Annotated in this window: 27 protein-coding genes and 1 rRNA gene; 7 read left to right on the forward strand and 21 right to left on the reverse strand. The window is 35.2% G+C overall.

The window, feature by feature from the left end; translation table 11 throughout:
- Positions 1 to 73: 73 nt before the first annotated feature.
- A complete protein-coding gene (locus ACFQ3N_RS07035) occupies positions 74 to 1,144 on the reverse strand; it encodes a bifunctional 3-deoxy-7-phosphoheptulonate synthase/chorismate mutase (protein ID WP_390360896.1) in 1,071 nt (356 codons plus the stop codon).
- A 187-nt stretch (positions 1,145 to 1,331) separates the two neighbouring features.
- On the opposite strand from ACFQ3N_RS07035, the gene ACFQ3N_RS07040 reads away from it, so the two are divergent.
- Positions 1,332 to 3,464: a cell division protein FtsA gene (locus ACFQ3N_RS07040; RefSeq protein ID WP_390360898.1), complete on the forward strand. Its 2,133-nt coding sequence runs from the start codon at positions 1,332 to 1,334 to the stop codon at positions 3,462 to 3,464.
- A 143-nt stretch (positions 3,465 to 3,607) separates the two neighbouring features.
- On the opposite strand, the gene ACFQ3N_RS07045 is transcribed toward ACFQ3N_RS07040, so the two are convergent.
- From ACFQ3N_RS07045 to ACFQ3N_RS07085, 9 genes are all read right to left on the reverse strand, one after another.
- Positions 3,608 to 4,054, reverse strand: a complete 447-nt coding sequence (locus tag ACFQ3N_RS07045; protein ID WP_390360900.1) for a YtxH domain-containing protein — start codon at positions 4,052 to 4,054, stop codon at positions 3,608 to 3,610.
- Between the two features lie 19 nt (positions 4,055 to 4,073).
- Positions 4,074 to 4,484, reverse strand: a complete 411-nt coding sequence (locus ACFQ3N_RS07050; protein ID WP_390360902.1) for a DUF948 domain-containing protein — start codon at positions 4,482 to 4,484, stop codon at positions 4,074 to 4,076.
- Between the two features lie 472 nt (positions 4,485 to 4,956).
- A complete protein-coding gene (gene murC, locus ACFQ3N_RS07055) occupies positions 4,957 to 6,282 on the reverse strand; it encodes a UDP-N-acetylmuramate--L-alanine ligase (protein WP_390360904.1) in 1,326 nt (441 codons plus the stop codon).
- 108 nt (positions 6,283 to 6,390) lie between these two features.
- Complete coding sequence (locus tag ACFQ3N_RS07060) at positions 6,391 to 7,515, reverse strand: nicotinate phosphoribosyltransferase (protein WP_390360906.1); 1,125 nt, start codon at positions 7,513 to 7,515, stop codon at positions 6,391 to 6,393.
- 102 nt (positions 7,516 to 7,617) lie between these two features.
- Entirely contained in the window at positions 7,618 to 9,786 is a 2,169-nt protein-coding gene (locus ACFQ3N_RS07065) for a DNA translocase FtsK (protein ID WP_390360908.1), read from the reverse strand.
- Positions 9,787 to 9,896: 110 nt separating this feature from the next.
- Positions 9,897 to 10,499: a YtpR family tRNA-binding protein gene (gene ytpR, locus ACFQ3N_RS07070; RefSeq protein ID WP_390360910.1), complete on the reverse strand. Its 603-nt coding sequence runs from the start codon at positions 10,497 to 10,499 to the stop codon at positions 9,897 to 9,899.
- A gap of 12 nt (positions 10,500 to 10,511) precedes the next feature.
- Positions 10,512 to 11,321 (reverse strand): DUF1444 domain-containing protein, encoded by an 810-nt coding sequence (locus tag ACFQ3N_RS07075; RefSeq protein WP_390360911.1) that lies wholly within the window; start codon positions 11,319 to 11,321, stop codon positions 10,512 to 10,514.
- Positions 11,322 to 11,323: 2 nt separating this feature from the next.
- Positions 11,324 to 11,641: a thioredoxin family protein gene (locus ACFQ3N_RS07080; protein WP_390360913.1), complete on the reverse strand. Its 318-nt coding sequence runs from the start codon at positions 11,639 to 11,641 to the stop codon at positions 11,324 to 11,326.
- Positions 11,642 to 11,985: 344 nt separating this feature from the next.
- A complete protein-coding gene (locus ACFQ3N_RS07085; protein ID WP_390360915.1) occupies positions 11,986 to 12,501 on the reverse strand; it encodes a hypothetical protein in 516 nt (171 codons plus the stop codon).
- Between the two features lie 153 nt (positions 12,502 to 12,654).
- On the opposite strand from ACFQ3N_RS07085, the gene ACFQ3N_RS07090 reads away from it, so the two are divergent.
- Complete coding sequence (locus ACFQ3N_RS07090; protein ID WP_390360917.1) at positions 12,655 to 13,095, forward strand: YtoQ family protein; 441 nt, start codon at positions 12,655 to 12,657, stop codon at positions 13,093 to 13,095.
- A gap of 33 nt (positions 13,096 to 13,128) precedes the next feature.
- Here the strand turns inward: ACFQ3N_RS07090 and ACFQ3N_RS07095 are convergent, their stop codons facing one another.
- Both ACFQ3N_RS07095 and ACFQ3N_RS07100 read right to left on the reverse strand, forming a co-directional pair.
- Positions 13,129 to 13,629, reverse strand: a complete 501-nt coding sequence (locus tag ACFQ3N_RS07095) for a DUF84 family protein (RefSeq protein ID WP_390360919.1) — start codon at positions 13,627 to 13,629, stop codon at positions 13,129 to 13,131.
- A gap of 94 nt (positions 13,630 to 13,723) precedes the next feature.
- On the reverse strand, positions 13,724 to 14,791 hold the full coding sequence (locus tag ACFQ3N_RS07100) for a M42 family metallopeptidase (RefSeq protein ID WP_390360921.1): 1,068 nt from the start codon (positions 14,789 to 14,791) through the stop codon (positions 13,724 to 13,726).
- A 172-nt stretch (positions 14,792 to 14,963) separates the two neighbouring features.
- On the opposite strand from ACFQ3N_RS07100, the gene ACFQ3N_RS07105 reads away from it, so the two are divergent.
- The gene (locus tag ACFQ3N_RS07105; RefSeq protein ID WP_390360923.1) at positions 14,964 to 15,278 is read left to right on the forward strand and encodes a PepSY domain-containing protein; all 315 of its coding nucleotides are present in this window, start codon (positions 14,964 to 14,966) and stop codon (positions 15,276 to 15,278) included.
- A gap of 56 nt (positions 15,279 to 15,334) precedes the next feature.
- Here ACFQ3N_RS07105 and ACFQ3N_RS07110 read toward each other — a convergent pair whose 3' ends face one another.
- Both ACFQ3N_RS07110 and trmB read right to left on the reverse strand, forming a co-directional pair.
- Positions 15,335 to 16,189 carry a YtnP family quorum-quenching lactonase gene (locus ACFQ3N_RS07110; RefSeq protein ID WP_390360925.1) on the reverse strand — a complete coding sequence of 285 codons (855 nt, stop codon included), beginning with the start codon at positions 16,187 to 16,189 and terminating at the stop codon, positions 15,335 to 15,337.
- 500 nt (positions 16,190 to 16,689) lie between these two features.
- Entirely contained in the window at positions 16,690 to 17,325 is a 636-nt protein-coding gene (gene trmB, locus ACFQ3N_RS07115; RefSeq protein ID WP_390360927.1) for a tRNA (guanosine(46)-N7)-methyltransferase TrmB, read from the reverse strand.
- 92 nt (positions 17,326 to 17,417) lie between these two features.
- Between trmB and ACFQ3N_RS07120 the strand changes: the two genes are divergently transcribed.
- Positions 17,418 to 17,708 (forward strand): YtzH-like family protein, encoded by a 291-nt coding sequence (locus ACFQ3N_RS07120; protein WP_390360929.1) that lies wholly within the window; start codon positions 17,418 to 17,420, stop codon positions 17,706 to 17,708.
- Positions 17,709 to 17,710: 2 nt separating this feature from the next.
- Here ACFQ3N_RS07120 and ACFQ3N_RS07125 read toward each other — a convergent pair whose 3' ends face one another.
- The 4 genes from ACFQ3N_RS07125 to thpR all read right to left on the reverse strand — a co-directional run bounded on the left by ACFQ3N_RS07125 (position 17,711) and on the right by thpR (position 21,028).
- Complete coding sequence (locus tag ACFQ3N_RS07125; RefSeq protein WP_390360931.1) at positions 17,711 to 18,508, reverse strand: phosphotransferase; 798 nt, start codon at positions 18,506 to 18,508, stop codon at positions 17,711 to 17,713.
- Between the two features lie 108 nt (positions 18,509 to 18,616).
- Positions 18,617 to 19,549 (reverse strand): diacylglycerol/lipid kinase family protein, encoded by a 933-nt coding sequence (locus ACFQ3N_RS07130; RefSeq protein WP_390360933.1) that lies wholly within the window; start codon positions 19,547 to 19,549, stop codon positions 18,617 to 18,619.
- On the reverse strand, positions 19,550 to 20,461 hold the full coding sequence (locus ACFQ3N_RS07135; RefSeq protein ID WP_390360935.1) for an NERD domain-containing protein: 912 nt from the start codon (positions 20,459 to 20,461) through the stop codon (positions 19,550 to 19,552). It abuts the gene before it with no gap.
- The gene (thpR, locus tag ACFQ3N_RS07140) at positions 20,462 to 21,028 is read right to left on the reverse strand and encodes an RNA 2',3'-cyclic phosphodiesterase (RefSeq protein ID WP_390360937.1); all 567 of its coding nucleotides are present in this window, start codon (positions 21,026 to 21,028) and stop codon (positions 20,462 to 20,464) included.
- Between the two features lie 174 nt (positions 21,029 to 21,202).
- Here thpR and ACFQ3N_RS07145 point away from each other — a divergent pair, with 174 nt between their 5' ends.
- Positions 21,203 to 21,421: a DeoR family transcriptional regulator gene (locus ACFQ3N_RS07145; protein WP_390360939.1), complete on the forward strand. Its 219-nt coding sequence runs from the start codon at positions 21,203 to 21,205 to the stop codon at positions 21,419 to 21,421.
- Positions 21,422 to 21,474: 53 nt separating this feature from the next.
- Here the strand turns inward: ACFQ3N_RS07145 and ACFQ3N_RS07150 are convergent, their stop codons facing one another.
- Both ACFQ3N_RS07150 and ACFQ3N_RS07155 read right to left on the reverse strand, forming a co-directional pair.
- Positions 21,475 to 22,191: a pseudouridine synthase gene (locus ACFQ3N_RS07150; protein ID WP_390360941.1), complete on the reverse strand. Its 717-nt coding sequence runs from the start codon at positions 22,189 to 22,191 to the stop codon at positions 21,475 to 21,477.
- Positions 22,192 to 22,204: 13 nt separating this feature from the next.
- A complete protein-coding gene (locus tag ACFQ3N_RS07155) occupies positions 22,205 to 23,821 on the reverse strand; it encodes a putative polysaccharide biosynthesis protein (RefSeq protein WP_390360943.1) in 1,617 nt (538 codons plus the stop codon).
- Between the two features lie 193 nt (positions 23,822 to 24,014).
- On the opposite strand from ACFQ3N_RS07155, the gene ACFQ3N_RS07160 reads away from it, so the two are divergent.
- Complete coding sequence (locus ACFQ3N_RS07160; RefSeq protein WP_390360945.1) at positions 24,015 to 25,283, forward strand: BaiN/RdsA family NAD(P)/FAD-dependent oxidoreductase; 1,269 nt, start codon at positions 24,015 to 24,017, stop codon at positions 25,281 to 25,283.
- A gap of 79 nt (positions 25,284 to 25,362) precedes the next feature.
- Positions 25,363 to 25,554, forward strand: coding sequence for a hypothetical protein (locus ACFQ3N_RS07165; RefSeq protein WP_390360947.1), 192 nt, complete (start codon positions 25,363 to 25,365; stop codon positions 25,552 to 25,554).
- Positions 25,555 to 25,884: 330 nt separating this feature from the next.
- On the opposite strand, the gene rrf is transcribed toward ACFQ3N_RS07165, so the two are convergent.
- Positions 25,885 to 25,983, reverse strand: a 5S ribosomal RNA gene (gene rrf / locus ACFQ3N_RS07170); the annotation flags it as partial.

The following is a 25,983-nucleotide window of genomic DNA, read 5'->3' on the forward strand; positions in this document are numbered from 1 at the left end:
CACAGGCTTATAATTTCCTAAGCAATAAGAAAAGGCTGGAACAACCCAAGGGATGTACAGCCTTATCAATTACTTAATAACGATTTACTTTAGCTAGTTCGTTCATAAAATTATCGAACATTGGAATATCCATTTGTTGAGCTGAATCTGATAGTGCAACTGCTGGGTCAGGATGTACTTCAGCCATAATACCATCAGCCCCAATTGCAAGTGCCGCCTTAGCTGTTGGGAGTAATAAATCCCTTCTCCCAGTGGAGTGTGTTACATCAACCATTACCGGTAAATGTGTTTCCTGCTTTAAAATAGGTACTGCCGAAATATCTAATGTATTTCTTGTTGCTTTTTCATACGTTCTTATGCCACGTTCACATAAAATAATATTACCGTTTCCTCTAGATATAATATATTCAGCAGCATTAATGAATTCATCAATAGTCGCTGATAAACCACGCTTAAGTAATACAGGTTTATTTATATCTCCAGCTGCTTTTAGTAATTCAAAATTTTGCATATTCCGAGCGCCAATTTGTATCACATCGATGTAATCTATTGCTTCCTCTATATGTGCTGGATTTACAATTTCACTAACTACTGCTAAATCATACTCATCAGCAACTCGCTTTAATATCTTTAAACCTTCCAACCCTAATCCTTGAAAATCATATGGTGAAGTTCTTGGTTTAAATGCTCCTCCACGTAAAAGTTTTAGACCTTTATGTTTAATAGCTTCAGCAACTTGTGCTACCTGTTCATAACTTTCAACTGCACATGGACCAATCACATAATTCAGTTTTCCATTACCTATTTGTTCACCTTTTATGTTTATAATCGTATCATTAGGTTTTTTCTTTCTTGATACGAGTAATGCTTTGCGATGGTCATCCTCTTGTAGTTCTAAGCTTGCTTTAAAAATTTCTTTAAATATATGTTCAATGGTAGATTTTTCAAACGGCCCATCATTTTTTTCGGTAATTTTATTTAGCATATCCCGTTCGCGTACAGGATCAAAACGCTTCATACTTTGCTTATGCTTAATCTTACCTATTTCCTGAACAAGCATTGCACGACGGTTTACTAATTCTAGTAAATCCATGTTTACCTCGTCAAGTTGTTGTCTGAGATTATCCATTTCGTTATGACTCATAATAAAAGCCCCCTGAACTCTATTGATTTACATCATACTCCCTGTAAAGCATATACTTTCACATTAAAGTATGATACATTTTTTAATAATTGGAAACAATTATAGCGAAAATTGTATTCTCTGTCACTATTTAGTTTACTGCTTGAGGATATTCTTTCTTAACTTTTCATGAAAGGAATAATTTGTTATGGATGAACGCATTTTTGCACTTGATATTGGTACAAGATCTGTTACCGGCATTTTATTAGAAAAACAGAATAATACATTTTCAGTTATTGATTATTTTACGAAAGAACATAAAGAACGATCCATGCGTGATGGTCAAATACATAATGTAATTGAAGTTGCGAATGTAATTAAAGAAGTAAAAGATACATTAGAGCAATCAAACGGCATTTTAACTAACGTATGTGTAGCTGCTGCAGGTAGATCACTGAAAACAGTTCAATCCAGGGCAACTATTAGTCTGAACCAGCAACCAATCACAGAAAATGAAACCATTAAACATTTAGAATTAAGTGCTGTTCAAGCTGCTCAAATAAACTTAGCAACTCAAGAAAAAGAAAATGACTATACAAATTATTATTGTGTAGGATATTCCGTTCTGCATTATACCCTTGACGGTGAACAAATTGGTTCACTTATTGATCAAAGTGGTGATCAAGCAGCTGTAGAAATTATAGCAACTTTTTTACCTAAAATAGTAGTCGAATCCTTATTAGCTGCACTAAATCGTGCTGGTCTTGAAATGGATGCTTTAACGTTAGAGCCCATTGCGGCAATTGATGTACTTATTCCTGAATCCATGCGAAGGCTGAATGTCGCATTAGTAGATATTGGAGCGGGAACAAGTGATATTGCCATCACCGATAAAGGAACAGTAGTTGCCTACGGAATGGTGCCAATTGCTGGTGATGAGATAACTGAAGCTATCAGTGATCAATACTTACTAGATTTCCCTACGGCAGAGAATACCAAACGAAATATCGTCAATGAAGGTAATTCTACTGTGAAAGACATTTTAGGATTTAAAACAACTATTTCTTACGAGATGTTAGTATCTGATATTACGGAAAATGTGGAAAGACTAGCAGACGCAATAACAGAAGAGATTTTACAACTTAATTCAAAACCCCCAAAGGCGATTATGCTTGTTGGTGGTGGAAGCCTTACACCTGAAATAACTACCGTTCTAGCAAAGAAATTGCAACTACCAGCAAACAGAGTTGCAGTAAGAGATATTAGCGCAATACAAAACCTTTCAAAAACAGAACAGCTCCAACCAGGTCCAGAATCCGTAACACCTATAGGAATTGCAATTGCTGCAAAAGAAAACCCTGTTCATTATGTAAGTGTGTCAGTCAACAACAAAGCGATTCGCATGTTCGAGATGAAGCAGCTTACGATAGGTGATTGTCTCGTCCAAGCTGGTATTGATGTCAAAAAGCTTTATGGTAAGCCTGGGATTGCATCTATCGTCTTGGTAAATGGAAAAGAAATTACGCTTCCTGGAGAACTTGGTGGCGCTCCAGCTATTCTTCTGAATGATAAAACAGCATCTGTAGAAGATGTAATAGAAAATAGTGACAAACTACTAATTAATAAAGGAAATGATGGTAGCTCACCGAAAGTTACACTTGAACAACTAATGGGAGAAGTACCTTCATATAGCTTATATTTTAATAAAAAGACATATGAAATAAAAACGTCCTTTTACGTTAACGGCAAATTACAACCAAGCGATTATATAGTTCAGGATAAGGACGAGATAGTTTTAAAGCAACACAAAACAGTCAGCGATTTTTTGGAATATGCTAGTACAGATACATTACTACGGACAAATCCATTCCTCGTTTATGTTGATAACAAAGAAGTTACATTGGAAAATGGTGAGTCACATATATACGTAAATAATAAAAAATCAGATATCAATAAGGTCTTAAAAGAAAACGATCATATTACAATAACAACTGCAGTAGATCCAGTTGTACAAGATCTATTGGTACAATTAGATAAAGAATATTACTACAAGGTCCAGATTTCTTTTAATGGAGAGCCTATTACCATGTATAAGCAGCAATTAACTATTACTAAAAACCAACTTGAGTTAAAAATAAATACCCCGTTAGAAGCAAACGATCATTTGAAAATAGCCAAACGTACACACGAACCGTTTATTTTTCAAGATGTTTTTCGTTATGTGGATATCGATTTATCAAATGTGAAAGGAAACTTTGAACTTTATAAAAATAAACAACCTACAACTTTTTTTGAAGAAGTACAACATGGTGATGAATTGGAAATTAAATGGAACGGCTAAATTAATGTTCGGAGTGGTCTTGGCTTAAGACTATAACCAAACATACTCGGTTTTACAATAATATTTGTATACAAATAAAAACAATAGGCTATTGGCTTTTGAGTTCAATACCTATTGTTTTTATTTTTTTATTATATAACTAACTAATTCTGCTTTACTTCTTCTGCTGCTTCTTCGATAGCATCAGCAACATCTTCCGCAGCTTCTAACGCTTCATCTTCTTTTGTCCGTTTTTCATTTAGCTTATTTTGTACAGTTTTTGTTAGGTCTTGTGTTTTTTGAGATACGTTTTTTGACAGTTCAGATGTTGTATCAACAGCTCTTTCCTTAAACTCTGACCCTTTTTCATATGCTCTGTCTCTAAATTCCGATCCTTTTTCATATGCCTTACCCTTAAGTTCAGTGCCTTTTTCATATGCAATATCTTTCCAGTCAGTTGCACGATCTCTGGCTTCAGTAGCACCTTGATTAATATCTCCTCTTAATTCTTTACCTGACTTAGGTGCGAATAACAACGCTACTGATGCACCAACGAATCCACCAATTAATGTTCCTATCATAAAGTCTTTACTATTAATATTGTCTCCCATTCGAATTCCTCCTCAAAGTTTACTTATTATATTTTTTCTTTTTCCACAGATCCATCATTGCAGCTCCCCACTTAACTGCTTGTGAAGCCTTGTCTTGATTTTGAGATGCTGATTGGGTAATTGAAGTTGAAATACGATTCAATGATTGATTAAATTCTTTAACCGTTTCACCTATACCCTTTGCACCATCAAAAACTCCATTTAATTTAGATGACTTTTCGTTAATGTCATCAGCTAACTGATTTGTTTTGTTTAATAACTCAGTTGTCTCAGTTGTAATCCCCTGCATTTGTTTTTCCAATCCTTCTAGCGTGTCTGCTACATTATTCAAAGTTCGCTGTGATGCCTTGAGTGTCCTTGCTAAGTAGATAACTAATACTGCAAAAGCCACTGCAACAATGATTGCAGCAATGTATAATAAGTTCACCATTCGTTTGATTCAGCTCCTTTTATGTTCACATTGTGTATGGTATAGACATCAGTAGTGTATAGGGGAAACGTGGTAACGATGTTTATTTATTACTTTACCCCAATAAGGTTTTCTTAAAACATTGAGCTATTTCTCAAACCAATGCTTAAGTTTATTCAACATTTACCATCTCCATTATTCATTCGACAAAAACATCTTAAATCCTTTTAATTATACAAATTTAGTTCTTCAAACCGTTTACTTTTATTGAAGAATTAAAGTGCAAGCGCCCTTACAGGCTAAGTTCGCCACGTCCTTGAAAAAGAAAAGCACTTTTCTGCGTGCGATGTTACGCTGTCGATCGATGCATTCCTTATCCTGTACGGCGGAACTGGACTTGGCTTACACAGTTAATAAATTATCCACAGGCTTCTAATTTTCTAATTTCTTTCAGAATAAAAAGAGTCTGAATGAATCAGACTCTTTACTATTATTAAGCATTTTTAAGTTTTTTACTAGGTACATATTCAACTCGTTCCTCGTAAGCCTTTTGAAACTTCTGAATATCCCCAGCACCCATAAATATTAAAACGTCTTCTGAATACTGTAGTAATATATCTGTATGATCGATATCAAGCACTGAGCTTTTTGGTATTAAATTTTGTAAATCCTTTATGGTAAGTTTACCATTATCTTCTCTTGCTGAGCCAAATATATCACACAAGTAAACATGATCAGCATGACCTAAACTTTCAGCAAATTCCTGTAAAAATGTTTTAGTCCGTGTATATGTGTGAGGCTGAAATATAGCAACAATTGACTTATCCGGGTATTTTTTTCTCGCTGAGTCAATGGTTGCAGTAATTTCTTTTGGATGGTGTGCATAGTCATCAATTAAGATTTGCTTACCTACATTTTTTTCGGTGAAACGGCGTTTAACACCTTGGAAGGAGTTAAGTTTTTTTATCTCCTCAGCATGCATACCTTCATAATGACATATAGCTATAACCGATAACGCATTCAGGATATTATGATCACCATACATTGGAACAGTAACTGTATCATAATATGTGTTACGAACAAACACGTCAAATTGAGTACCTTCTTTTGTTTCTTTTACATTTTGAGCTTGAAAGTCATTTGAATCGGCAAACCCGTAATACATAACGGGAACTTTTGTTTTAATTTGTTGTAATTGTTCATCGTCACCACACGCAACAATACCTTTTTTTACTCTATCTGCCATCGATTGAAAAGCATCAAAAACATCATTGATGCTCGTAAAATAGTCAGGGTGATCAAAATCAATATTTGTCATGATTGCATAGTCTGGCTCGTAAGCTAGAAAATGACGACGATACTCACAAGCCTCAAACACAAAGTATTTACTATCAACATGGCCCTTACCGGTTCCATCACCAATCAAGTAAGAGATTGGATAGGTTTGATCGAGAACATGTGCAAGCAAGCCTGTTGTAGAAGTCTTTCCATGAGCCCCTGTTATAGCAATACTTGTAAACTGTTTTAACCATTCACCTAAGAATTCATGATATCTATAAAAAGTCAATCCGCGTCTTTTTGCTTCTTTTATTTCTATGTGATCATCAGAAAAAGCATTCCCTGCAATAATGGTGTATTCATCTTTGATGTTATTTTCAGAAAAAGGGAGAATTGGAATGTTGTTCTTCTCTAATGCTTCTTGTGTGAAAAAACGTTTTTCCACATCAGATCCCTGCACTTTTTCTCCAGAGTCATGAAGAATATGCGCAAGTGCACTCATTCCGGTTCCCTTAATACCAATAAAATGGTAAGTTATCATAAAAAAGAACCTCCAAATGTATGTGTAGAAAGGATAAGCTATTTTTTAGTTTAACAGCTATTTAATCATTATAGCAAAACTTTATAAGTAACGAAATAATAAGTTCTTTTAGTTCACATTCCCTTGTTCACTATATGCGACTTTTTCCAGCCGGGGATTGGGTCTATATCTACGACCTTCTTTAGCTTCTGGGGTCCCATTTAGTAATACGTTATCACCTGTGAAGCCTATATTTATTTTCAATAGACTACCTCCCACACCATACATATCTACTGGTACGCCTTGTTCTTCAAAATAACTAATTCTCTCCTTCGTAAAACCACCACTAACAACTATATTGACGTGTGTAAAACCTTCTTCATTTAAAGCTTTTCTTAACGCAAAAACTAGTTCAGGGTTCACACCTCTGGGATCAAATGTGCCCATTAAATGATGATTACGTAAAAAATATTTATCGACTAACGTACGTGAAGTGTCTAAACGAACACCTTTTAATTCCTTCCCGAAAGCATGAGCTACCTTTAGTGAATCTGTTATAACATCATTATTATAATCCACTAATGAGACTAGGTCATCTTCAGGGTACATCTCATGATATGCTTTAGATGCTGCTACTAAATCTCCACGGAACATTTGCACCATTGCATGTGGCATGGTACCCATACCTTTTTTGCCCCACCATTCATTCATGGCGTGTGTAGCTTGTGCAGTTGACCCACCTATAAAGGCAGCATAACCATCTCCCGCTTGTTGCGTAAAATGATCATCACGATCACCCATAAATATTATCGGTTTTTGCTTTCCAGATGATCGAGCAGCTTTTACAACATTATATACATTTGTAGCCACTGATGTTCTTCTAGCTAAAATCCCATCAATTATTCCTTCTAGAAAGCCAAAATGCTGATATGGACCGGAAATGGTCAAAACTGATTCATGAGGACTTATTTTATCGCCATCTTTTAAGGAATGTATTTCTAGTTCTTCCGGATTTTCAGCAAATTTATGTACCAAAGCTATAGCTTCATCAGTTCCACACAATACCGCATTACTCTCTTTTTGGAAAAATTGCATCGTAACATAATTATGTGGTAATTTCTTCTCGGCCATTTCCTTGGTTTTTAAAAAATAAACTGCTGAGAACCAACCTTCTTTTATTCGTTCATCAAACTTGAACGTCTTATTAGTTAGACGATTTATTTTACCCTTAAGTTTTTTTTCAATTTCTTTCATAAATGTTTCTCCTCATAAAATGTAATTTTTCCAGGTTAAGCCGAATACTTCTACAGTTTATCATAGTAAAATAAATGTAACTTAACAAGTATTAAATTAGGTTTAAGCATGATAGATTTCTTCTGCTTGAGCAGGAGTTACTAGTACATCTCTTGGTTTACTTCCGTTTTGTCCTGCAATAATTCCATTAGCTTCCATAGAATCCATTAACCTAGCAGCTCTATTGTAACCTATTTTAAATTGACGTTGTAGCAAGGATGTACTTGCACTATTATGATGAACTACAAATCTAATTGCTTCTTCTAGAAGGTCGTCTACATCCTCTTCATCTGATTCTATTTGCTGTAATAATTGCTCTTGTTCAAATATATAATTCGGTTCAGCCATAGAACGTGCATAATCTGTAATTCTCTCTATTTCCTCATCTGATACAAATGCTCCTTGCAAACGTACATTTTTCCCTGTTCCATTTTCATTAAATAACATATCGCCTTTACCTAACAATTTCTCTGCTCCACTTGTGTCAATGATCGTTCGAGAGTCCACCTGTGATGAAACACTAAATGCAATTCTTGTTGGTATATTGGCTTTGATAAGGCCCGTAATAACATCAACAGAAGGACGCTGTGTAGCTAACAATAAATGGATACCACAAGCCCTGGCCTTTTGGGCAATACGACTAATAGCATCTTCCACATCCTGTGGTGAAACCATCATTAAATCTGCTAATTCGTCAATTACAATTACAACAAACGGCATCTTTTCTTCTTTACGTTGTTGTTTAACCATTTTCTGGTTAAACTTTTCAATATCTCGGACTCCCTCTTTTGCTAATTTATCATAGCGTTCTTCCATCTCTCTTACAGCCCATTTCAGTGCCATTGTTGCAGCCTTTACATCCGTTATTACAGGTGAGAGTAAGTGTGGTATACCATTATAAGGTGCTAACTCCACCATCTTGGGATCTATCAATAAGAATTTAACATCTTCATGGTTAGCTTTATACAATAGGCTTACTAAAATAGTATTAATGCACACACTTTTCCCTGATCCTGTTGCACCAGCTATTAACCCATGGGGCATCTTTTGAATATTTGTTATCAGTGGCTCCCCTTCAATATTTAATCCTAGGCCAATAGTTAATGGAGATGGATTATCTTTAAATGAACTGTTTCCAAATATTTCCTGTAAACCAACCATTTGTGGATTAGGATTAGGAATCTCAATTCCAATCGTATTTTTACCAGGAATTGGTGCCTCAATCCGAATATCTTTTGCAGCCATATTTAGTTTTAAATCGTCACTTAGATTTTTTACCTTGCTAACTTTCACACCCAGTTCTGGTTGGACTTCAAACCTGGTTACAGATGGGCCCTGGGTAGTGTTGACGACGGTGGCCCGCACATTAAAGTGCTTTAACGTTTTTTCTAATAACTCTTGTTGGTTTCTTACCCATAGTTGATCCTGCTCATTGTTAGAAACAGGATCATTTAGTAAATAATATGGAATAGAATGAAGGCCTTCCTCTTTCGAATGGTACTCTTGTTCTTTACTATAAGTTGATCTCACTCTCTCAACTTGTCTTCTCTTATCGTTTGCAGACATCATTACATTGAATGGAACATGATTATTAGTTGAACGCTTTTTCTTTCTTTCTTGACGAGAGCGTCTTTCATTTCGTTTAGTTCGCTTTATTTCTTGATTAGTGGATTGTTCTGGTTTAGCAGCTTCAATAGAATCTTCTTTTAAAATGGATGTTGTACTTTCTTCGTTTTCTTGATTAACTACCTCTTCTTTCATCTCTTCTTTAGGATTCAAATCATTTTGATGAGAGTCTACTTGATTTCGAACAAATGCTGGTTCATTATCAATTTTTTTAGTCTTGTATCTTGGCTGATATCCATAAATCGGTGATGGAACTTCAGTTGGACGAAACGGTGTACTAAAGCCTTCTTTTTTTGTTCCAATGGAAACTTTTTGTGTCTGAGCTGTTTCTTCTCGACTATTCTCTCTTTGCGTTTCATTTGAATCGGTTGATCTTTTCCTTCTTTTTCGCTGGAAAGCTGGTGTATCACTAGTGTTTCCTGGTTCCTGTTGATCAGGAATAACTGGAAAACGAAACGTATTTTTATTAGGATATTGGTATGTCACTTTTGACCGTATTTCATTGTCCAGTTTGGTCGATTGCTGATTATGTATCGGCTCATCTTTTTCCGTATCAAATAATTCTTTTATTTTCTTTACCCACTGATTCCACATATATTCACTCATTCCTTACTTATGAATAATCCTTATTACTATTCTATCAGTTTTCATAAAGGTTTGTAGAGAAAAAAGTAAAAACAACCTATGTCTAGTATTTGACCTAGGTTGCTTCTAGTTTAAAATTCAAAATTACTTCCGACTCTATAATGATTGTCTAATACATAGATACCTTTTTCCTTTGGTGCATTCGGTAATCCAAGCTCTTTTTGAGAGCATATCATACCATTCGATGGAACCCCACGTAGTTCTGTCGGTTTGATTTTTAATCCACTTGGCATTGTAGCACCAACTTTTGCTACTACAACTTTCTGATCTTGTGCAACATTTGGTGCACCACAAACAATCTGTAGCGTTTCATCACCGACATCGACCTGGCAAACGCTTAGTTTATCCGCATTTTCATGTTGGCTTTTATCTTTTACATAACCGATTACAAATTTAGGACTTAGATCAAAATCGAGTGGATCACTTACGTTATTATTTTGAAACAACTGTTTTAATTGGTTCACCAATGATTCTGTCATTGGTATTTTCCCTGTATCATCTATATTAAAATAAGTTGATGCATGGAAAATGTTATAACCAAGAATAGTACCTTTACTATCCGTTATTTTTGTAATATCTCCACTATTTTCATGGTGTACATCATAACGGTTCCCTTCTTCTAATGGGATTATTAAAACGTCTCCTACACCTTTAGGATTATAAAACACATCCATTTAAATCATCCTTTACTTTTTCTTTTCTGGTCGATTTTTTGCAAGAATAAATACGGGGTCCAGTTTTTTATCTTCGTAAATAAATGGAAGTGATGTGATTGGAATCCTTCCCTCAGCAAAAAACTTCATAGTCATCTGTGCTAATATATCATATCCTGCTTTGTTTTGGATATCGGCAATAATCAAAACATCTTGATGTGGAACAGCAACTGCTAATTCCCCTGTGCTATTAGCTTTCATTTCCTCTAAAAAAGCTTCATTTAATATTCGACTAGCATCATAACCATCTTGTTTAGCTACAAAGTAAAAATCATTATCCGCTACTGTATCTTTTTTATAATCATTTGCTAAAGATCGGATGTTAAAAGTAGCAATTTCATCAATTCGATCAGTTGACCATCCTTCATTTTCAAGCATTAATTCATCGATTAACCGATAAGACTTTCCTAAATCCAGTGCATAATAGATACGTGTTTCTGCCGTATGTTCTTTACATACTAATGCTGTTCCTGTGTTCGTTTCAGTAGCGAACGATGTAGCACGGATAACTGGAAATATATTTTTTTCCATACCTGTTAATTCATGCTCTTCATTCATAATTCGCAATGCCTCTGTTACATGATCTACTAGTTCCTCAATTGCTTGGTCACCACGTTGATTATATTTCGAAACTACATTTGGTAAGGTGATGGTAATTCCTTGCTTAGATGCTTCCCATTCGACACGAAACGTATCTTTATCTCTTTTATACGAGGTTCTGTATGCGGGATTTGAAAGACGTTCCTCAAGTATCTGTTTCATTTTTAAACTAGTCATTTTCATGATTACTTTGGTATACCCTCCATAAATTCAATAATTTCTTCTTTTGATTTACGGTTCTTGCTAACGAACCGATCTACTTCTTTTCCATTTTTAAATACAATAAAACTAGGAATACCAAAAACATCATATTCCTGGCACAGGTCAATAAACTGATCGCGATCTATTAATACAAATGTGAATTCACTGTATTGTTCTTCTATTTCAGGTAAAATAGGTTCTATAATACGACAATCTGGGCACCAGTCTGCTGAAAATAAAGTTACCACTTTTTCTTTTTCTATTATATCTTGTAATTGTTCTATTGATTCTAATGTTTGCATAAATATCATCCTCCAATATTATCATATCTTTGTTTTTGTTTAGATTCAATTAACATGAACTATGAACAGAAGCATAAACAGGTGGCGTAGTGTGGATTCCTTTACCACACGGAGTCGAACTGTTTATGTCTCGAGTATTTAGGCACTGGTTGATGAAAACACTACGTCCTTCCAAAAAAAGCGTTTTTCTGCGTGCGATGTTTCACTGTCGATGCATTCCTTGTCCCATACGTCGGAGCAGGTCGTGGCTTACACAGTTATTAATATTCGAGATTTCACATTTTATAGTTTTCTATACCAACAAAAAGACCCTCCGATTTGGACAGTCTTTATAAACAAAAGTACTATTTTTTTTCTGATTCCGCAATGGATCGAGCAATTTTCATCAACTCTGGTGCTTCATTGTCTAGATCCCCTAATGTTGTGTATGTCGTAATTTTAACTCCTCCGACACCTATTTGAATCTCATAGTCTTCATCATCCCCAGGGACAACTCGTATATAGCCGAACTTTTCCCCGTCTTTAAAAGATTCATACAATACTGATTTATCATTTTTAGCACTATTATAGTGTAATTCACTTAAAGGGCTCTCTAAATTATTATAAAAGACAATATATGTTTGGTCTCCATCTTCTAAAATTACATTAAACACATCTTCTTCTACCACTTCTAAGTCATTAGGTAAATAAAATGAGAAAGAGTCGATCTCATGATTTGCTTCAATAGTTTCTTCATCTTCAAATGTATTCATAGCAGCTTCTTTAGTATCCTGTAAAACATCTTCCTCAGTCTGAGGGCTACATCCAACAATAAAAAGCAGAATAAATGCTACCGATGCCATACTTGTTATATAGTTCAATAGGAACCCCCCTGAATTTATAGTACTTTATACCCTCTTTTCATAATACTATTTTTTTAATAAAATACAAGTTTATAAGTAGAATGCTTTATAAAAGCAAGGATTGTGTATATTATAGAATTAGATAAAAAGTAATATTTTGGAGGGGTTTTTATGGAATTAACAGTTTATTTAGCTGGACAGATTCACGATGATTGGCGTGAGCAGGTAAAGAAAAAGGCTGGAGACAAAAATCTTCCCTTAACCTTTGTTGCACCTCAAACAAATCATGAGCGCTCAGACAATGTTGGGGAAGATATTTTAGGTGAACAACCTGGAAACTATTATAAAGATGATGCAGCATCAAGTATCAATAACTTTAGGACACAGGTATTGCTACAAAAATCAGATGTAGTAATTGTATTATTTGGTGAGCAATACAAACAATGGAATACCGCAATGGATGCAAGTACGGCGATTTCGTTAAATAAACCTACAATTATTGTAAGACCAAAATCATTAATTCATCCACTAAAGGAATTATCCAATAAAGCCAATGTTACGGTTGATACTATAGATCAAGCATTAGACGTCTTAAGTTATATATATGAGTAAGAAAAAGCAGCGGAGATAATTCCGCTGCTTCTCTTATGTAAAGTATTCCCATTGGCCTCTTAATAATTTTACAACATGAGTAAACATTTCCTGTCTGGAAACAAAGTCACTTGTAAAGATACCAATTGCTCCTTCATTTTTACGTACACCTTGTTTGTTTGCATATCTATCCATGACATCACCCAGCTCATACCCTTGTTTTAATTGATCATCAATTTCCTGAGGGAGTGCTATCCGGGCACCACTTGCAGTTATAATCTGATTATCCTTTGTTACAATGGCGCCCCAGTTACATAAAAATAATTGCTCCTCTACATACATGACACCACCTTCAAGTCCGACTCCGATAGCATCTGGGGTCTTTTCTAAACTGTGTGTTGCCCGGTTAATCGCACCTTTTCTAGTTTCCTCATCAGAAAATGGTTGTGCATTAACGTCAGAAGGAACGTCAACTGAAATAACTTCATTTCCTGGAAATATATTTTCTACTGCTTGAATTTTTGTTGGATTTTTTGAACCGATAATCAGTTTCATACAAATTCCTCACGTTTCTTTTTGTTTGATTGGGGAAAACTCTCCCTGCAACAACGCTAAACTGCTACCACAATAATGGTAACAGTCATACAAATTAACTAGATTTACGGATACTATCTACTGTACTTTGATCAGTTGATTTAACAAGATTTACGATTAATTCTTTTGCAGCTTGGTAATCATCAACATGAATCATCGATGCAGCTGTATGAATATAACGAGAACAAATACCGACTACAGCAGATGGTACACCGTCATTTGAAATATGTACTCGCCCTGCATCTGTTCCGCCTTGTGAGATAAAGTATTGGTAAGGAATTTTATTGGATTCAGCAGTATCTAAGACGAAATCCTTCATTCCACGATGAGTAATCATGGTTCGATCAAAGATTCGTAGTAATGCTCCCTTACCAAGTTGTCCAAATTCCTTTTCATCACCAGACATATCATTAGCTGGAGATGCATCCAGTGCAAAGAAAATATCAGGTTGGATCATATTTGCTGCTACTTGTGCACCACGTAAACCAACTTCTTCCTGAACTGTCGCACCTGAAAACAGTTGATTTGGTATCGTCTCATTTTGAAGTTCCTTTAATAGTTCAATCGAAAGCCCACACCCATAACGGTTATCCCAAGCTTTAGCAAGTATTTTCTTATCATTAGCCATTGGAGTGAATGGACATATAGGTACTACTGGATGTCCTGGTTTTACACCAATCTTTTCTACATCTTTCTTATCATCGGCACCAATATCAATTAACATATTTTTAATTTCCATTGGTTTCTTACGTTGTTCTTCTGTTAAATTATGTGGTGGAATAGAACCAATAACCCCTGTAACTGGACCATTATCAGTCATAACTTGAACACGCTGTGCAAGTAATACTTGGCTCCACCAACCACCTAATGGTTGAAAGCGAATCATTCCATTATCTGTTATTTGGGTAACCATGAACCCAACTTCGTCCATGTGCCCTGCTACCATAACCTTTGGTCCATTCCCCTGTTTAACACCAAATACTCCGCCCAGATTATCTTGGATCACTTCATCCGAGTATTTTGATAGCTCATCTTTCATAAAAGCTCTAACCAAATGTTCATTTCCTGGGGCACCTTGTAGTTCTGTTAATGTTTTGAATAAATCCATCGTGTCTTGCTTCATATGTATTCCTCCATCCCAAATCTGTGTTCTTTACCTATTATAACGGAAACTATTACGCCTTTTCCACTCTTCACCATTTTCTATGTTTTTCATTTTCGATTATTTTAGGTATACTAATAATTAAGGTGAAGTACTGAAATTAATACTAAATTTTAGCTAGAGGTGGAATAAGATGAGTGTAAAAAGAGCGGTTCTTGCTGCCGGTTTAGGGGTAGCAGTCGGGTACTTAGCTAAACAGCAAATTGATCAGTATCAAAAAGTGACACCAGAGAAGGCATTAAAAAATGCAAAAGAAACGTTTAAAAAGCAAGGTCCTATAAGTGGTTCTTGGATTTATATGAAACCCGAGGACATAGAAAAAGATGGTCTTTACTATACTGCTTATCGTGGTGGTGTAACACGAAATGTTGACGGTGAAAATAAGCAATACGAATTTCATGTTGATGTGGAAACTGGAGCTGTCATTAGTTCAGTTCAAACAGCCTGAATTAAAAATAGCTACTCTTATGGAGTAGCTATTTTTAATGCTAATACAACTTGAACTTACTTATACTCATATCGCTTTCGCTCTATCGAATCGATTCTCTTTCCTGTCTCATCATATTTAATTGCTCTAAGATAAGCATCATGATAAAACGTATACCATGCCTGTTTTTTATAACCAATATCCATCCATTTTTCCTTTTGATGAACAGATGACACGGGATAATCGTCATAAGCTAATGCCCATAGTTTGTTTTGATGTGCATGTGTTGGCATAATATCAGCCATATGGATAAAGCAGTCTTGAGCATCTTCAAAAACAAGAATACAATGACCATCACTATGACCGCTTGTGTGAATCATTTTTAAACCATCGACAATTTCCAATTCATTTTCAAATGTTTGAACCTGACCCACAATAGGTTCCCAATTTATTTTCCAATATGTATTTGCAGAACGAATATTAGGATTTCTCATTTCATCCCATTCAACTGCTGAAGTATAAATAGTAGCATTCATAAATACTGGTTCATATGTATCACCAACAGGCTTTGTTAATCCACATGCATGATCAAAGTGTAAGTGTGTCATTAATACTGCATCTATATCTTCTAAGGATAGCCCTAGTTGAGATAAAGATTTTTCTACTGACGATTCTTCCAACACACCAAAATTACGTAACTGCTTTTCAGTCAATTTCTCATTCCCCATACCAGAGTCAATGATAAAGTTCTTTCCATCAATTTGTAAGAGAATTGGATCCGTTCGTAATTCTATTTGGTTTTTTTCATTATGGGGATATTTCTTTGACCATAATGCTTTTGGTACGACCCCAAACATGGCACCCCCGTCCAAAAAATTAACCCCACCATTTAACCATGTTAATGTTGCGCGTCCAACTTGAAGTGTTTCCATTATTACATCCTCCCTTTGTATAGTACAAGTGTAGCTAATGGAAAGAATTCGTGCAAGAACAAAAGCGAAAGCGCCCGTTTAGCGACGTATGGGCTGGACTTATCCGCATGAGATAAAGGAAACACGAAGAGTGGTAGCGAATCGATGTTGACTTATCGTAAGGAGGATCAGGAAGCCCACTAGTCGCTGGGCGCTGGAGCTGGACGTGGCTTAAGCAGTAAATAAATTATCCACAGGCTCCTAATTTTATAATTTCCTAGACAAGAACAAAAGCGAAAGCGCCTTGAAAGACACGACAAGCATATCGCGTAGTGTGGATGCTTTTACCCAAGTCGAACTGCTTATGTCCCCGAGTGTCTAGGCGCTAGAGCTGGACATGGCCGATTCTGTAGATAAATGTACAAAACTTTCAAGTTTTATACTCCCTCTATATACTTTCTTTACTTTTAAAAAAGAACCCAGTAAAGTGGATTCTTTTAAGTGACAGATGAAGAAACTTTCTAAAATGTTACGCGACTGCGATAAATACGCTGCCCTTTTGCAGAAAACTTTTCCTCATACTCCGTCATAATGTTTTCTGGATCATGTAGTTTATGCAGATCCAGGTTAACTTCTTCAAAATTCATACCAAACTTAGAAAAACTAACTAACGAATATTCAAAAAGTCCCTGATTATCCGTTTTAAAAATTAGTTCCCCATTGGTCATTAATACATTTTTATATTGTTCTAGAAATGTATGGTAAGTTAATCTTCTTTTCTCATGTCGATTTTTTGGCCACGGATCTGAAAAATTCAAATAAATAGTTGCTATTTCATGTTCGGCAAAAAATTCCCGTAAATCATTTGCATCTTCATTCAATAATATAATATTTTTCTGTCCTGATTCGATAACTTTTTGGGCTGCATTAACTACAATGCTTTTTACAACCTCTATCCCAATAAAGTTGATATTTGGAAATTGTTCTGCCATACCGGTAATAAATTGACCTTTACCTGTACCGATTTCTACATGTATAGGATTTGAGTTCCCAAATAGTTCTTTCCATTTTCCTTTTTGTAAATTCGATTCTGGTATTACGATGTGGCTGTTTTCTTTGAGAAAGTCATCAGCCCACGGTTTATGGCGTTGACGCATGAAATTATACCTCACTTTATTTTTAAATCACTAATTCCCTACAGCATAGAATATATAAAATCTGTCAACACTATGCTAGGAGGTGAAATTTAATGACATTAACTGTTAATAATCAACTTATGTTACTACATGATATTTTAAGTGAACAAACAGAAGATTGCTATGGTAACATATCTGAATATCAGCAGATAAAACGATTGATTCAATCGATGATTTCTAAAAATAGCATTACGGATGAACAACTTCTACAATTATTGCCTGAAATCTATAATTATGGACGACAAGGTGAGATTGTTCAAAACCTTGAAGAACACATTACGACCAATAAACATAATATCGAAAATTGGATACATGCAATTCAACAAACAGATGTAGAATTATAATTTTACATGTTTGTTATATACTCTCGCAAGTCGTCTAATCTATTCATTGCCTTTGTATTCTCGTTGCGTTCACTATGCCAACTTAAATATTGAAGTGTATTTAGAATCAGGTACCAGTACATTCTTTGCATTAACTGTTTATTGTTGGTTACACCGTATTTTTGTAACCAACTATTCCATTTTTCCTTTGGAACATACCATTTTAACAACATCCCGAAATCCATCATAGGATCGGCAATCATTGCATTATCCCAATCAACTAAATAAAGATGTCCTTGTTTCGTAACTAATAAGTTGTTATGATTCAGATCGCAATGACAGACTACCTGTTTTTGATTTCGTGTAACGGGTAATAGTTCCTCTAAGAGTTGCAATGCCACTTGAATTTCACTGTACTTTGACGTTAACCCATTCACTTGCAATCTTTCTTTTATATACCCAAGGCTATCGTCTGATGTGACAGGTTTTTTTCCCATACGCATAAGCATATGCAATAATTCAGAGGAATGATGTATTTTATATAACAAATCAGCAACCTGTTGATGCTGCATCTCTTCTGGTTTTAATTCTCTTCCTTCTAACCATTCTTGTGCAGTAATGACATCCCCGTTTTCCAAACGTTTCGTCCACATCAGTTTAGGAACGATACCTTCTGCAGATAATACTGCTAAAAAAGGTGATGAATTACGCTTAATAAATAATCTTCTTTTTTTATTATCTGCTACATAGGCGTCTCCAGTTAGCCCACCAGCAGGGGTGATCGTCCATTCTTTACCGATTGCTTGTTTAAGCCAATTCAATTTATATTCCTCAAATCTTTCCTAAATTAGGCATCTAACCATTAATTTTAAAGTGATGAAACAAAAATTACAAACATGAGAATAGGTTACCGAAAATCACCAACTATTTCAAGGTGTTTGTACGTTAAATTTACCATTAACAAGTATTGGATCGGATGTTTTACTTATTTGACTAGTTCTGCATGTATTTGTTTGACCATCAACCTGATACCATAATGTATCATTTGAATGAATAGTTAGAGTACTTGTAGTAAACAATTCAACCTCTTTAAAGTTAATATGCTTACCGACAAACACTGTTAAAAAGAACCCTAAAACCTTCCATTTTGAAATTCCTCGTATAATCAATACTGGAAACTCATTTGGTTGGATAGTGGCGTCTGGTATTATTTTCATACCGCCACCATAAAATGGATGGTTTGTCAGGGTCACCATCCAACAATCATGTATGATGCATTTTTCTCCCTCTCTCTCCATGCCTAAAGAAAATGGCTTAAAATGCATTAATACGTAAATTAGTGCGATAACATAGCTGATTTTTCCTAGTCCCAACCTATTGAGAACTTTTTTATAATTAGATTCATTTGCATGCCTTGCAATCTCAGCATCAAACCCAAAACCCATACTATTAACAAAAAGCCGGTCTTTATCATTGTCCATTTGATAAGTGCCACACCAATATGGGATTTGTAGTTGTTCTGTAATAATTTGCCTGAATATATACATAGGAGAACCTTTAATCGAACATCCTCTAGCAAAGTCATTTCCAGAACCGCCTGGTATAAAGGAAACAGGGAGTCGATTGCAAAGACCATTAATCACTTCATGAAGTGTTCCATCTCCACCAATGACAATTACACAATTTATATGATGATAGCTGGATTTAATAATGTCTATAGCTATTTCTTCAGCTTGTCCTTCGTAACTTGTATAAAAATAAGTGCTATTTATGGTAGAAAATAGTACGCTTTTTTTAATTTTAGAAAATATTCGTCTGGCTCGTCCATATCCAGCGGTTGGATTTATAATAAATATATACATTTACACTTCCTCATCATCAAGTGAGAAAATACTTGTATCCTCTTCCCATTCCGGACGTTTTACAGCAGTTGTTTGACAATTTTTAAGCAGTATTTCTGCTGCCTTCAATTGCCTGTTTTTTAACGGTGCAACTAGAGTTCTTTTCTCCTGAAACCATTTTTCATATGATTGTTTACCAAAAATTTTGGTTTTGTAAGGCTCAGAACTATAAATAATATGATTTGTTCGAGATAAGATGACTTTCGTTATTGGAAACTCTATATTATTTGCATGTAAAAGACTCTTCACAATTTGTTCTGTTCGTTTTAAAGCGATCATTGGGCTTAACATGTTTGTTTGTTTACTGTCTTTTTCTACTTCCCATGTTCGTTCGTCTCCGGCTTTAAACGTCGTATGTGGATGTGACTCTACTAGTTGGATAATTTCTATACCAATCGGACTAATTAAAATAACTTCACCATCAACTGGTGCCTTTTTTATATTAAAAATAGGATAGTACATGAGTAAGTATGTATCTGGAAATCGTTGTAAAAAATATTTCAACGTATCATTTTGGTAATAACTACTATTAAAAAATGATACGTCTGTTACCGTTGAAGATGCCCATTTTAATTGAAAGGGAAAGAGTTTGTTTAGAAAGTACTGCTTTAACTCCTCTTCTGTCTTAGGAAGAGAGTTTTCTTTTATAGGTTCTTCTTCCTTTAATTCTTTTCTTTTCATGAATGATTTCCACTTTGAAAGATAACTTGGCTTTTCCTGTTCTTCTTCTGTTTGATTCCCTTCAGGATGACTCCAAATATAATGAAGCTTTTTCCAGTTATCCTGTTTCAGACGAATAAATTGACTTGGATATCGATAAATATCCCATTCATAACGCGTAATATAGTCCTGCAATTTAATAAGCTGCGTCATTTAATCCCCCTCTTTTAATCTATATTCAGCAATTACTTCATATTTAGGTGAACGTGCCGGAAAGATTTGAAATATAACGACTCTATCGACTGTGAATTGTTGTTTGTCTGAAAATAAATTTTTAGTCGTGTCCAATGAATGATCAGCTACTGAAGAATTCCACTTTTTCGCAAGGGTAATATGCGGACGATATGCTCTTCTTTCTGGTTGAAAACCGTGCTCTGAGGCAATATTTTCTACAAGTTTTTGCAACGTATTAATTGATTCATTTTTGCTAACTCCAGCCCATAAAACTCGTGGTTTTTCTGGATTCCCGAATGCCCCAACTTTTTCTACATCAACAGAAAATGTTTCTATATCTTCTACTGCATATAGTGCTTCTTTTAATTTTGTAAGACGCACTCCTTCAACTGGCCCTAAAAACTTTAGTGTGATGTGTAAATCCATTTCATGTGTCCATTGTTTATAAGGTAGCAATTCTTGTAAGTCAGATTGCCAACTTTTTAACATACCTCTCAATGATGAATCAATTGGAATAGCAATAAAAAAATGAGCTATATTTGTCATAAATAGTCCTCACTTTGCCTATACTTTTTATCGTACAAAACAGCGAATAAATGAATAGTTTGAATAAATTATAAAATTACTACTTTTACAATTTACGATTTCGGTGTAAAATATAAGTAACTACACAGATTCACGAGCCCCACAAGATTAATGAATTCATTAAGGAGTGGTTTTTTGAATCAAACTACATCTCGTATGTTGAACAGAGTTAAAGCTGTATACCTTTATATTAGAGATAATGGTACAGTTTCCACTACTGAAATAGCTGAAGAATTTGATACCACAGATCGAACTATTCAGCGAGATTTAAAAGTCTTACAACATAATGGTTTAGTCGACAGTCCTGTTCGTGGTAGTTGGAAAATCACAAATCGTAAAGTTAAAATATCTTAGAGGTTTTAAATATACAAAAGGCTGACATTAAATATAAAATGTCAGCCCTTTTTTTAATTTTTAAGGGAAAGACAGAAATCTAATTCAGGTTGTGTGAGTTCACGATAAGAACCTACTGGTAAAGAATCATCTAATAACAACTCACCCATACGTATCCTTTTTAAGTATACGACTTTTTTTCCTACTGCTTCAAACATACGCTTTACCTGATGATATTTCCCCTCTGTGATTGTTATTTCGATTTCAGAAACCTCTCCAGTTCTTAAAACCTTAAGATCTGCGGGTTTGGTCTTATATCCATCTCTTAACATTACACCTTGTTTAAAGTAATCAACATCCTTGTCTATAACCTCTCCATTGACCTTGGCATAATACGTTTTACCGACTTTCTTTTTTGGGGAAACCAACTGATGTGCAAGGTCTCCGTCATTTGTAATTAATAAAAGTCCTTCGGTATCCTTGTCGAGTCTCCCCACTGGAAATGGTTTAAACAGCTGTAAGTCTGATGTGAGTAACTCAATTACTGTTTTATCCCAAACATCCTCTGTAGAGGAAATATAGCCAGGTGGCTTATTCATCATGATATAGATATTTTTTTGATAGGTAACAGTAGTATTATTAACTTTAATTAAATCTGTATCGGGATCAACATGTGCACTACTATCTTTAATTACATTTCCATTTAGCGTAACTTGCTTCTTTTTTAATAAAGCTTTAACATCTTTTCTACTGCCGAATCCCGTATTCGCTAACAGCTTGTCAAGGCGCATCGCCTACCTCCTTCTACCTCTTGAATATTCTGTCTAAGACACGTACACGTTCACCTAGAACACGTTCTAATAATGTGGATTTATATCCTAACCATAAATAGACTCCTCCACCTATTCCTACACCCAAAGCCAACAAAATGACTGCTGCTAAGCGCGATTCATGATAGTCAAGAAAGTTTCCTAAACTTCCTCTTGTTATCCAAATTGTTATGCTCATGATAAGAGTGAAGATTCCTATTAATAAAAAGCGCTTGAATGATTGTTTAAAGGAAAAATCTATTGCAGATTTTATGCGCAACAGATTTAATATAACAGCAATTCCAACTGCTAGACCTGTCCCAAATATAGCACCTTTTGCACCAAAGGTATGAATAAGAAATATATTTAATAAAACTTTCACTAGAAAACCTGCTGTTAAACTAACAACAGCAAATCGTTGTTCATTTATTCCTTGTAATATAGCAGCTGACACGGTAAATAGTGCAAACATTAATGCAACAGGAGCATACCAACCTAATAACGGTCCTGTTATATCAATATTATCTAACCCGAATAAGGAACCATAAGCAACATCAGATAATATGGAAAGGCCTACTACAGCAGGAACTACTAGCACAAGTACAATTTGTAATGATTGATTGATCTGTTGATTTAATATTGAATGTTGCTGTTGTGTAAATGTTTTTGTTAACGCGGGTATAATAGCTAATGATAGCCCGGTAGCTACCGTCACTGGGATAATCACCAGTTTATGTCCATAAAAATTAATAACCGCATATGCAATATCTGATATTTCGCTTTCTCCTATGGCTAACATAGCACGATTAAAAGTTAGCATATCAACAAGTTGATACAATGGAGTAGCTATTCCTACTAAAACAAAAGGACCAGCATAACGAAATAATTCAAGAAATAAATCCTTTGTTGGTATATCATATGTGTACTCTTGTTGTTGTACTTGCTTTTCAATATTTGATTTTCTTTTACGCCAGTAAATCCACAGAACCACACAAGAAGCGAGTGCTCCTACAAATGCAGAAAAGGTTGCAAAACTAACTGCAGTAGTTATTGTTCCATTTAATGCCTTCAATATAACGAAGGCGGAACCTAGTAAAAATACAATTCGTACAATCTGTTCAATTACTTGTGAAACAGCAGTTGGCCCCATTGATTCATATCCTTGAAAAAATCCACGGACAATACTCATGGCAGGAATAATAAGTAATGCAAGACTAACCATACGAATTACCGCTGTTACATCTGCAACAGAGTTCTTAAAATCATCGTCTGGAATAACTTGTTGTGCTAATATTTCCGCCCCAAAAAACAGAGTTATAAAGGCTAAGAAACCAGTTACAGACATTAAAGTGATTCCAGCTCGAAACATGCGCATTCCTGTTTCATAGTCACCAAGGGAATTATATTTAGACACAAATTTCGATACCGCAAGTGGTACACCGATCGTGGAAATACTAATTAATATATTATAAGGAGTGTATGCATATGAAAACAATGCACCTCCAGTTTCTCCAACAAGACCATAAAATGGAATAACATATATCATTCCTAAAAATTTAGATAAAAATGTTGCACCTGTAAGCAACATCGTTCCTCTTACTATATTAGACATTATTTCACCTGATTCTATTTATATTACCATCTAGGTTATTTTATCATACTTACGATTAAAGGAGATAACGTTTCTTTTTCAGTTCGTCTTACATACTTTCGAAACAAAGTTTTAAATTATGATATGTAATCAAGCAATAAATTGAGGATCATTCACTTAAAATGGTAAGATACTAACGAAAGGAATGAATGGAATGTCATACGATGTAATTGTTATTGGTGGAGGACCTTCTGGGTTAATGGCCTCAATTGCTGCAGCTGAAAATGGTGCAAAAGCGATGCTCATTGAAAAAGGAAATAAATTAGGAAGAAAACTTGCCATTTCTGGTGGCGGAAGATGTAATGTCACAAACCGACTTCCTCAAGATGAAGTTATTAAACATATACCCGGCAATGGGAAGTTTCTATATAGTGCATTTTCTATATTTAATAATTATGATATTATCGATTATTTTGAAGGAATGGGAGTGGAACTTAAGGAAGAAGATCACGGCAGAATGTTTCCCGTATCAAATTCAGCTAAAACGGTAGTGAATGCATTAATCAATAAGCTGCATGAACTAGAAGTTGATGTTCGAATGAACACTCCTGTGAAAGCTGTCCACTATGAGGATTCCGAGCATACCGTTATTTTAGACGACAATACAAAGATACAAACAAAATCACTTGTAATAGCTGTAGGAGGAAAAGCAGTTCCACATACAGGTTCAACGGGAGATGGGTATGCATGGGCAAAGAAAGCTGGACATACTATTACAGACCTATACCCTACTGAAGTTGCTCTCACTTCAACTGAAAGCTTCATTAAAGATAAAAGCCTCCAGGGCTTATCATTGCGTAATGTAGCCTTAACGGTATTAAATAAGAAGAACAAACCAATTATCACTCATCAAATGGACATGCTTTTTACACACTTTGGCATATCAGGTCCTGCAGTACTAAGGTGCTCTCAATTCGTTGTAAAAGAGTTGAGAAAAGGACAAAATTCCGTTCCTATGGTTATTGATGCATTACCTGAGGAAAAGGAAGATCAGATAATAAATAAAATACTACACTCCATTGAACAAAATCCCAAAAAATTATTTAAAAATTTATTAAAGGGTATTGTTTCCGATCGTTTTTTAACTTATATTTTAAAAATCAATAATGTTTATGACGATCAAAAGGCTGCCAACGTATCTAAAGAGGCCGTTCGTTCAATTGTTCAAAGCATTAAAAATTTCACCTTTGATGTACATGGTTCTTTATCGTTAGACAAAGCCTTTGTAACTGGTGGTGGAGTATCCATAAAGGAAGTTGTTCCAAATACAATGCAATCTAAAATAATGCATGGTTTGTACTTTTGTGGGGAAATCCTGGACATACATGGTTACACTGGAGGTTACAATATTACATCCGCGTTAGTGACAGGTCGTTTAGCTGGTATGAATGCAGCCACTGAAGCCTCATATTCAAACTGGTAGTTGATTCCTAGCATTATTTTTATTCCATGTGTCATCCTAATAAATGCATGGGGGAAATAACTTAAAAGGGTGGATTATCATGCAAAGAAATAACAACATGTGGATACCTTTAATTGCTTCTGTAGGTCTTGGAGCAGCAACGTATTATACCATGACAAAAAATAATCAATCATTTGGCCAAACAATGCAAAAAATGGTTCCGTTTGTTACTCAAATGGGTGGTAACGGTAATCAACAACAGCAACAACTGGGGCAAAATGGATTAAGCTAGCTGAAAAGATAAAGTACAAAAGCGTAAGCGCCCGTTTAGCGACGTATGGGCTGGACTTATCCGCATGAGATAAAGGAAACACGAAGAGCGGAAGCGATTCGATGTTGACTTATCGTAAGGAGGATAAGGAAGCCCACTAGTCGTTGGGCGCTGGAGCTGGACGCGGCTTACACAGCCAATAAATTATCCACAGGATCACAATTTTATAATTTCCTAAGCAAGTACAAAAGCGTGTTATCTAATGGAACACGCTTTTGTACACTTTGCATTATGTTTTCTAAATACACAAAAAAGCTAAGGCGCAATATATGCGTCTTAGCTTTTTTTATTGCCTGGCGGCGTCCTACTCTTGCAGGGGCAATGCCCCAACTACCATCAGCGCTGGAGAGCTTAACTTCTGTGTTCGGTATGGGAACAGGTGTGTCCTCT

Origin of the sequence: Virgibacillus byunsanensis (assembly GCF_042675965.1) — a bacterium.
Lineage (GTDB): Bacteria > Bacillota > Bacilli > Bacillales > Amphibacillaceae > Virgibacillus_R > Virgibacillus_R byunsanensis.

Coding starts and splice junctions, on each gene's coding strand:
- ACFQ3N_RS07100 (WP_390360921.1), bottom strand. CDS start 14,791: ATGAAGCAAGACACGATGGATTTATTCAAAACATTAACAGAACTACAA.
- ACFQ3N_RS07035 (WP_390360896.1), bottom strand. CDS start 1,144: ATGAGTCATAACGAAATGGATAATCTCAGACAACAACTTGACGAGGTA.
- ACFQ3N_RS07090 (WP_390360917.1), top strand. CDS start 12,655: ATGGAATTAACAGTTTATTTAGCTGGACAGATTCACGATGATTGGCGT.
- ACFQ3N_RS07150 (WP_390360941.1), bottom strand. CDS start 22,191: ATGCGCCTTGACAAGCTGTTAGCGAATACGGGATTCGGCAGTAGAAAA.
- ACFQ3N_RS07060 (WP_390360906.1), bottom strand. CDS start 7,515: ATGAAAGAAATTGAAAAAAAACTTAAGGGTAAAATAAATCGTCTAACT.
- ACFQ3N_RS07045 (WP_390360900.1), bottom strand. CDS start 4,054: ATGGGAGACAATATTAATAGTAAAGACTTTATGATAGGAACATTAATT.
- trmB (WP_390360927.1), bottom strand. CDS start 17,325: ATGCGTCAACGCCATAAACCGTGGGCTGATGACTTTCTCAAAGAAAAC.
- ACFQ3N_RS07160 (WP_390360945.1), top strand. CDS start 24,015: ATGTCATACGATGTAATTGTTATTGGTGGAGGACCTTCTGGGTTAATG.
- ACFQ3N_RS07130 (WP_390360933.1), bottom strand. CDS start 19,549: ATGTATATATTTATTATAAATCCAACCGCTGGATATGGACGAGCCAGA.
- ACFQ3N_RS07110 (WP_390360925.1), bottom strand. CDS start 16,189: ATGGAAACACTTCAAGTTGGACGCGCAACATTAACATGGTTAAATGGT.
- ACFQ3N_RS07080 (WP_390360913.1), bottom strand. CDS start 11,641: ATGCAAACATTAGAATCAATAGAACAATTACAAGATATAATAGAAAAA.
- ACFQ3N_RS07135 (WP_390360935.1), bottom strand. CDS start 20,461: ATGACGCAGCTTATTAAATTGCAGGACTATATTACGCGTTATGAATGG.
- ACFQ3N_RS07165 (WP_390360947.1), top strand. CDS start 25,363: ATGCAAAGAAATAACAACATGTGGATACCTTTAATTGCTTCTGTAGGT.
- ACFQ3N_RS07075 (WP_390360911.1), bottom strand. CDS start 11,321: ATGAAAATGACTAGTTTAAAAATGAAACAGATACTTGAGGAACGTCTT.
- ACFQ3N_RS07040 (WP_390360898.1), top strand. CDS start 1,332: ATGGATGAACGCATTTTTGCACTTGATATTGGTACAAGATCTGTTACC.
- ACFQ3N_RS07050 (WP_390360902.1), bottom strand. CDS start 4,484: ATGGTGAACTTATTATACATTGCTGCAATCATTGTTGCAGTGGCTTTT.
- thpR (WP_390360937.1), bottom strand. CDS start 21,028: ATGACAAATATAGCTCATTTTTTTATTGCTATTCCAATTGATTCATCA.
- ACFQ3N_RS07095 (WP_390360919.1), bottom strand. CDS start 13,629: ATGAAACTGATTATCGGTTCAAAAAATCCAACAAAAATTCAAGCAGTA.
- ACFQ3N_RS07120 (WP_390360929.1), top strand. CDS start 17,418: ATGACATTAACTGTTAATAATCAACTTATGTTACTACATGATATTTTA.
- ACFQ3N_RS07105 (WP_390360923.1), top strand. CDS start 14,964: ATGAGTGTAAAAAGAGCGGTTCTTGCTGCCGGTTTAGGGGTAGCAGTC.
- ACFQ3N_RS07155 (WP_390360943.1), bottom strand. CDS start 23,821: ATGTCTAATATAGTAAGAGGAACGATGTTGCTTACAGGTGCAACATTT.
- ytpR (WP_390360910.1), bottom strand. CDS start 10,499: ATGGATGTGTTTTATAATCCTAAAGGTGTAGGAGACGTTTTAATAATC.
- ACFQ3N_RS07065 (WP_390360908.1), bottom strand. CDS start 9,786: ATGAGTGAATATATGTGGAATCAGTGGGTAAAGAAAATAAAAGAATTA.
- murC (WP_390360904.1), bottom strand. CDS start 6,282: ATGATAACTTACCATTTTATTGGTATTAAGGGAACCGGAATGAGTGCA.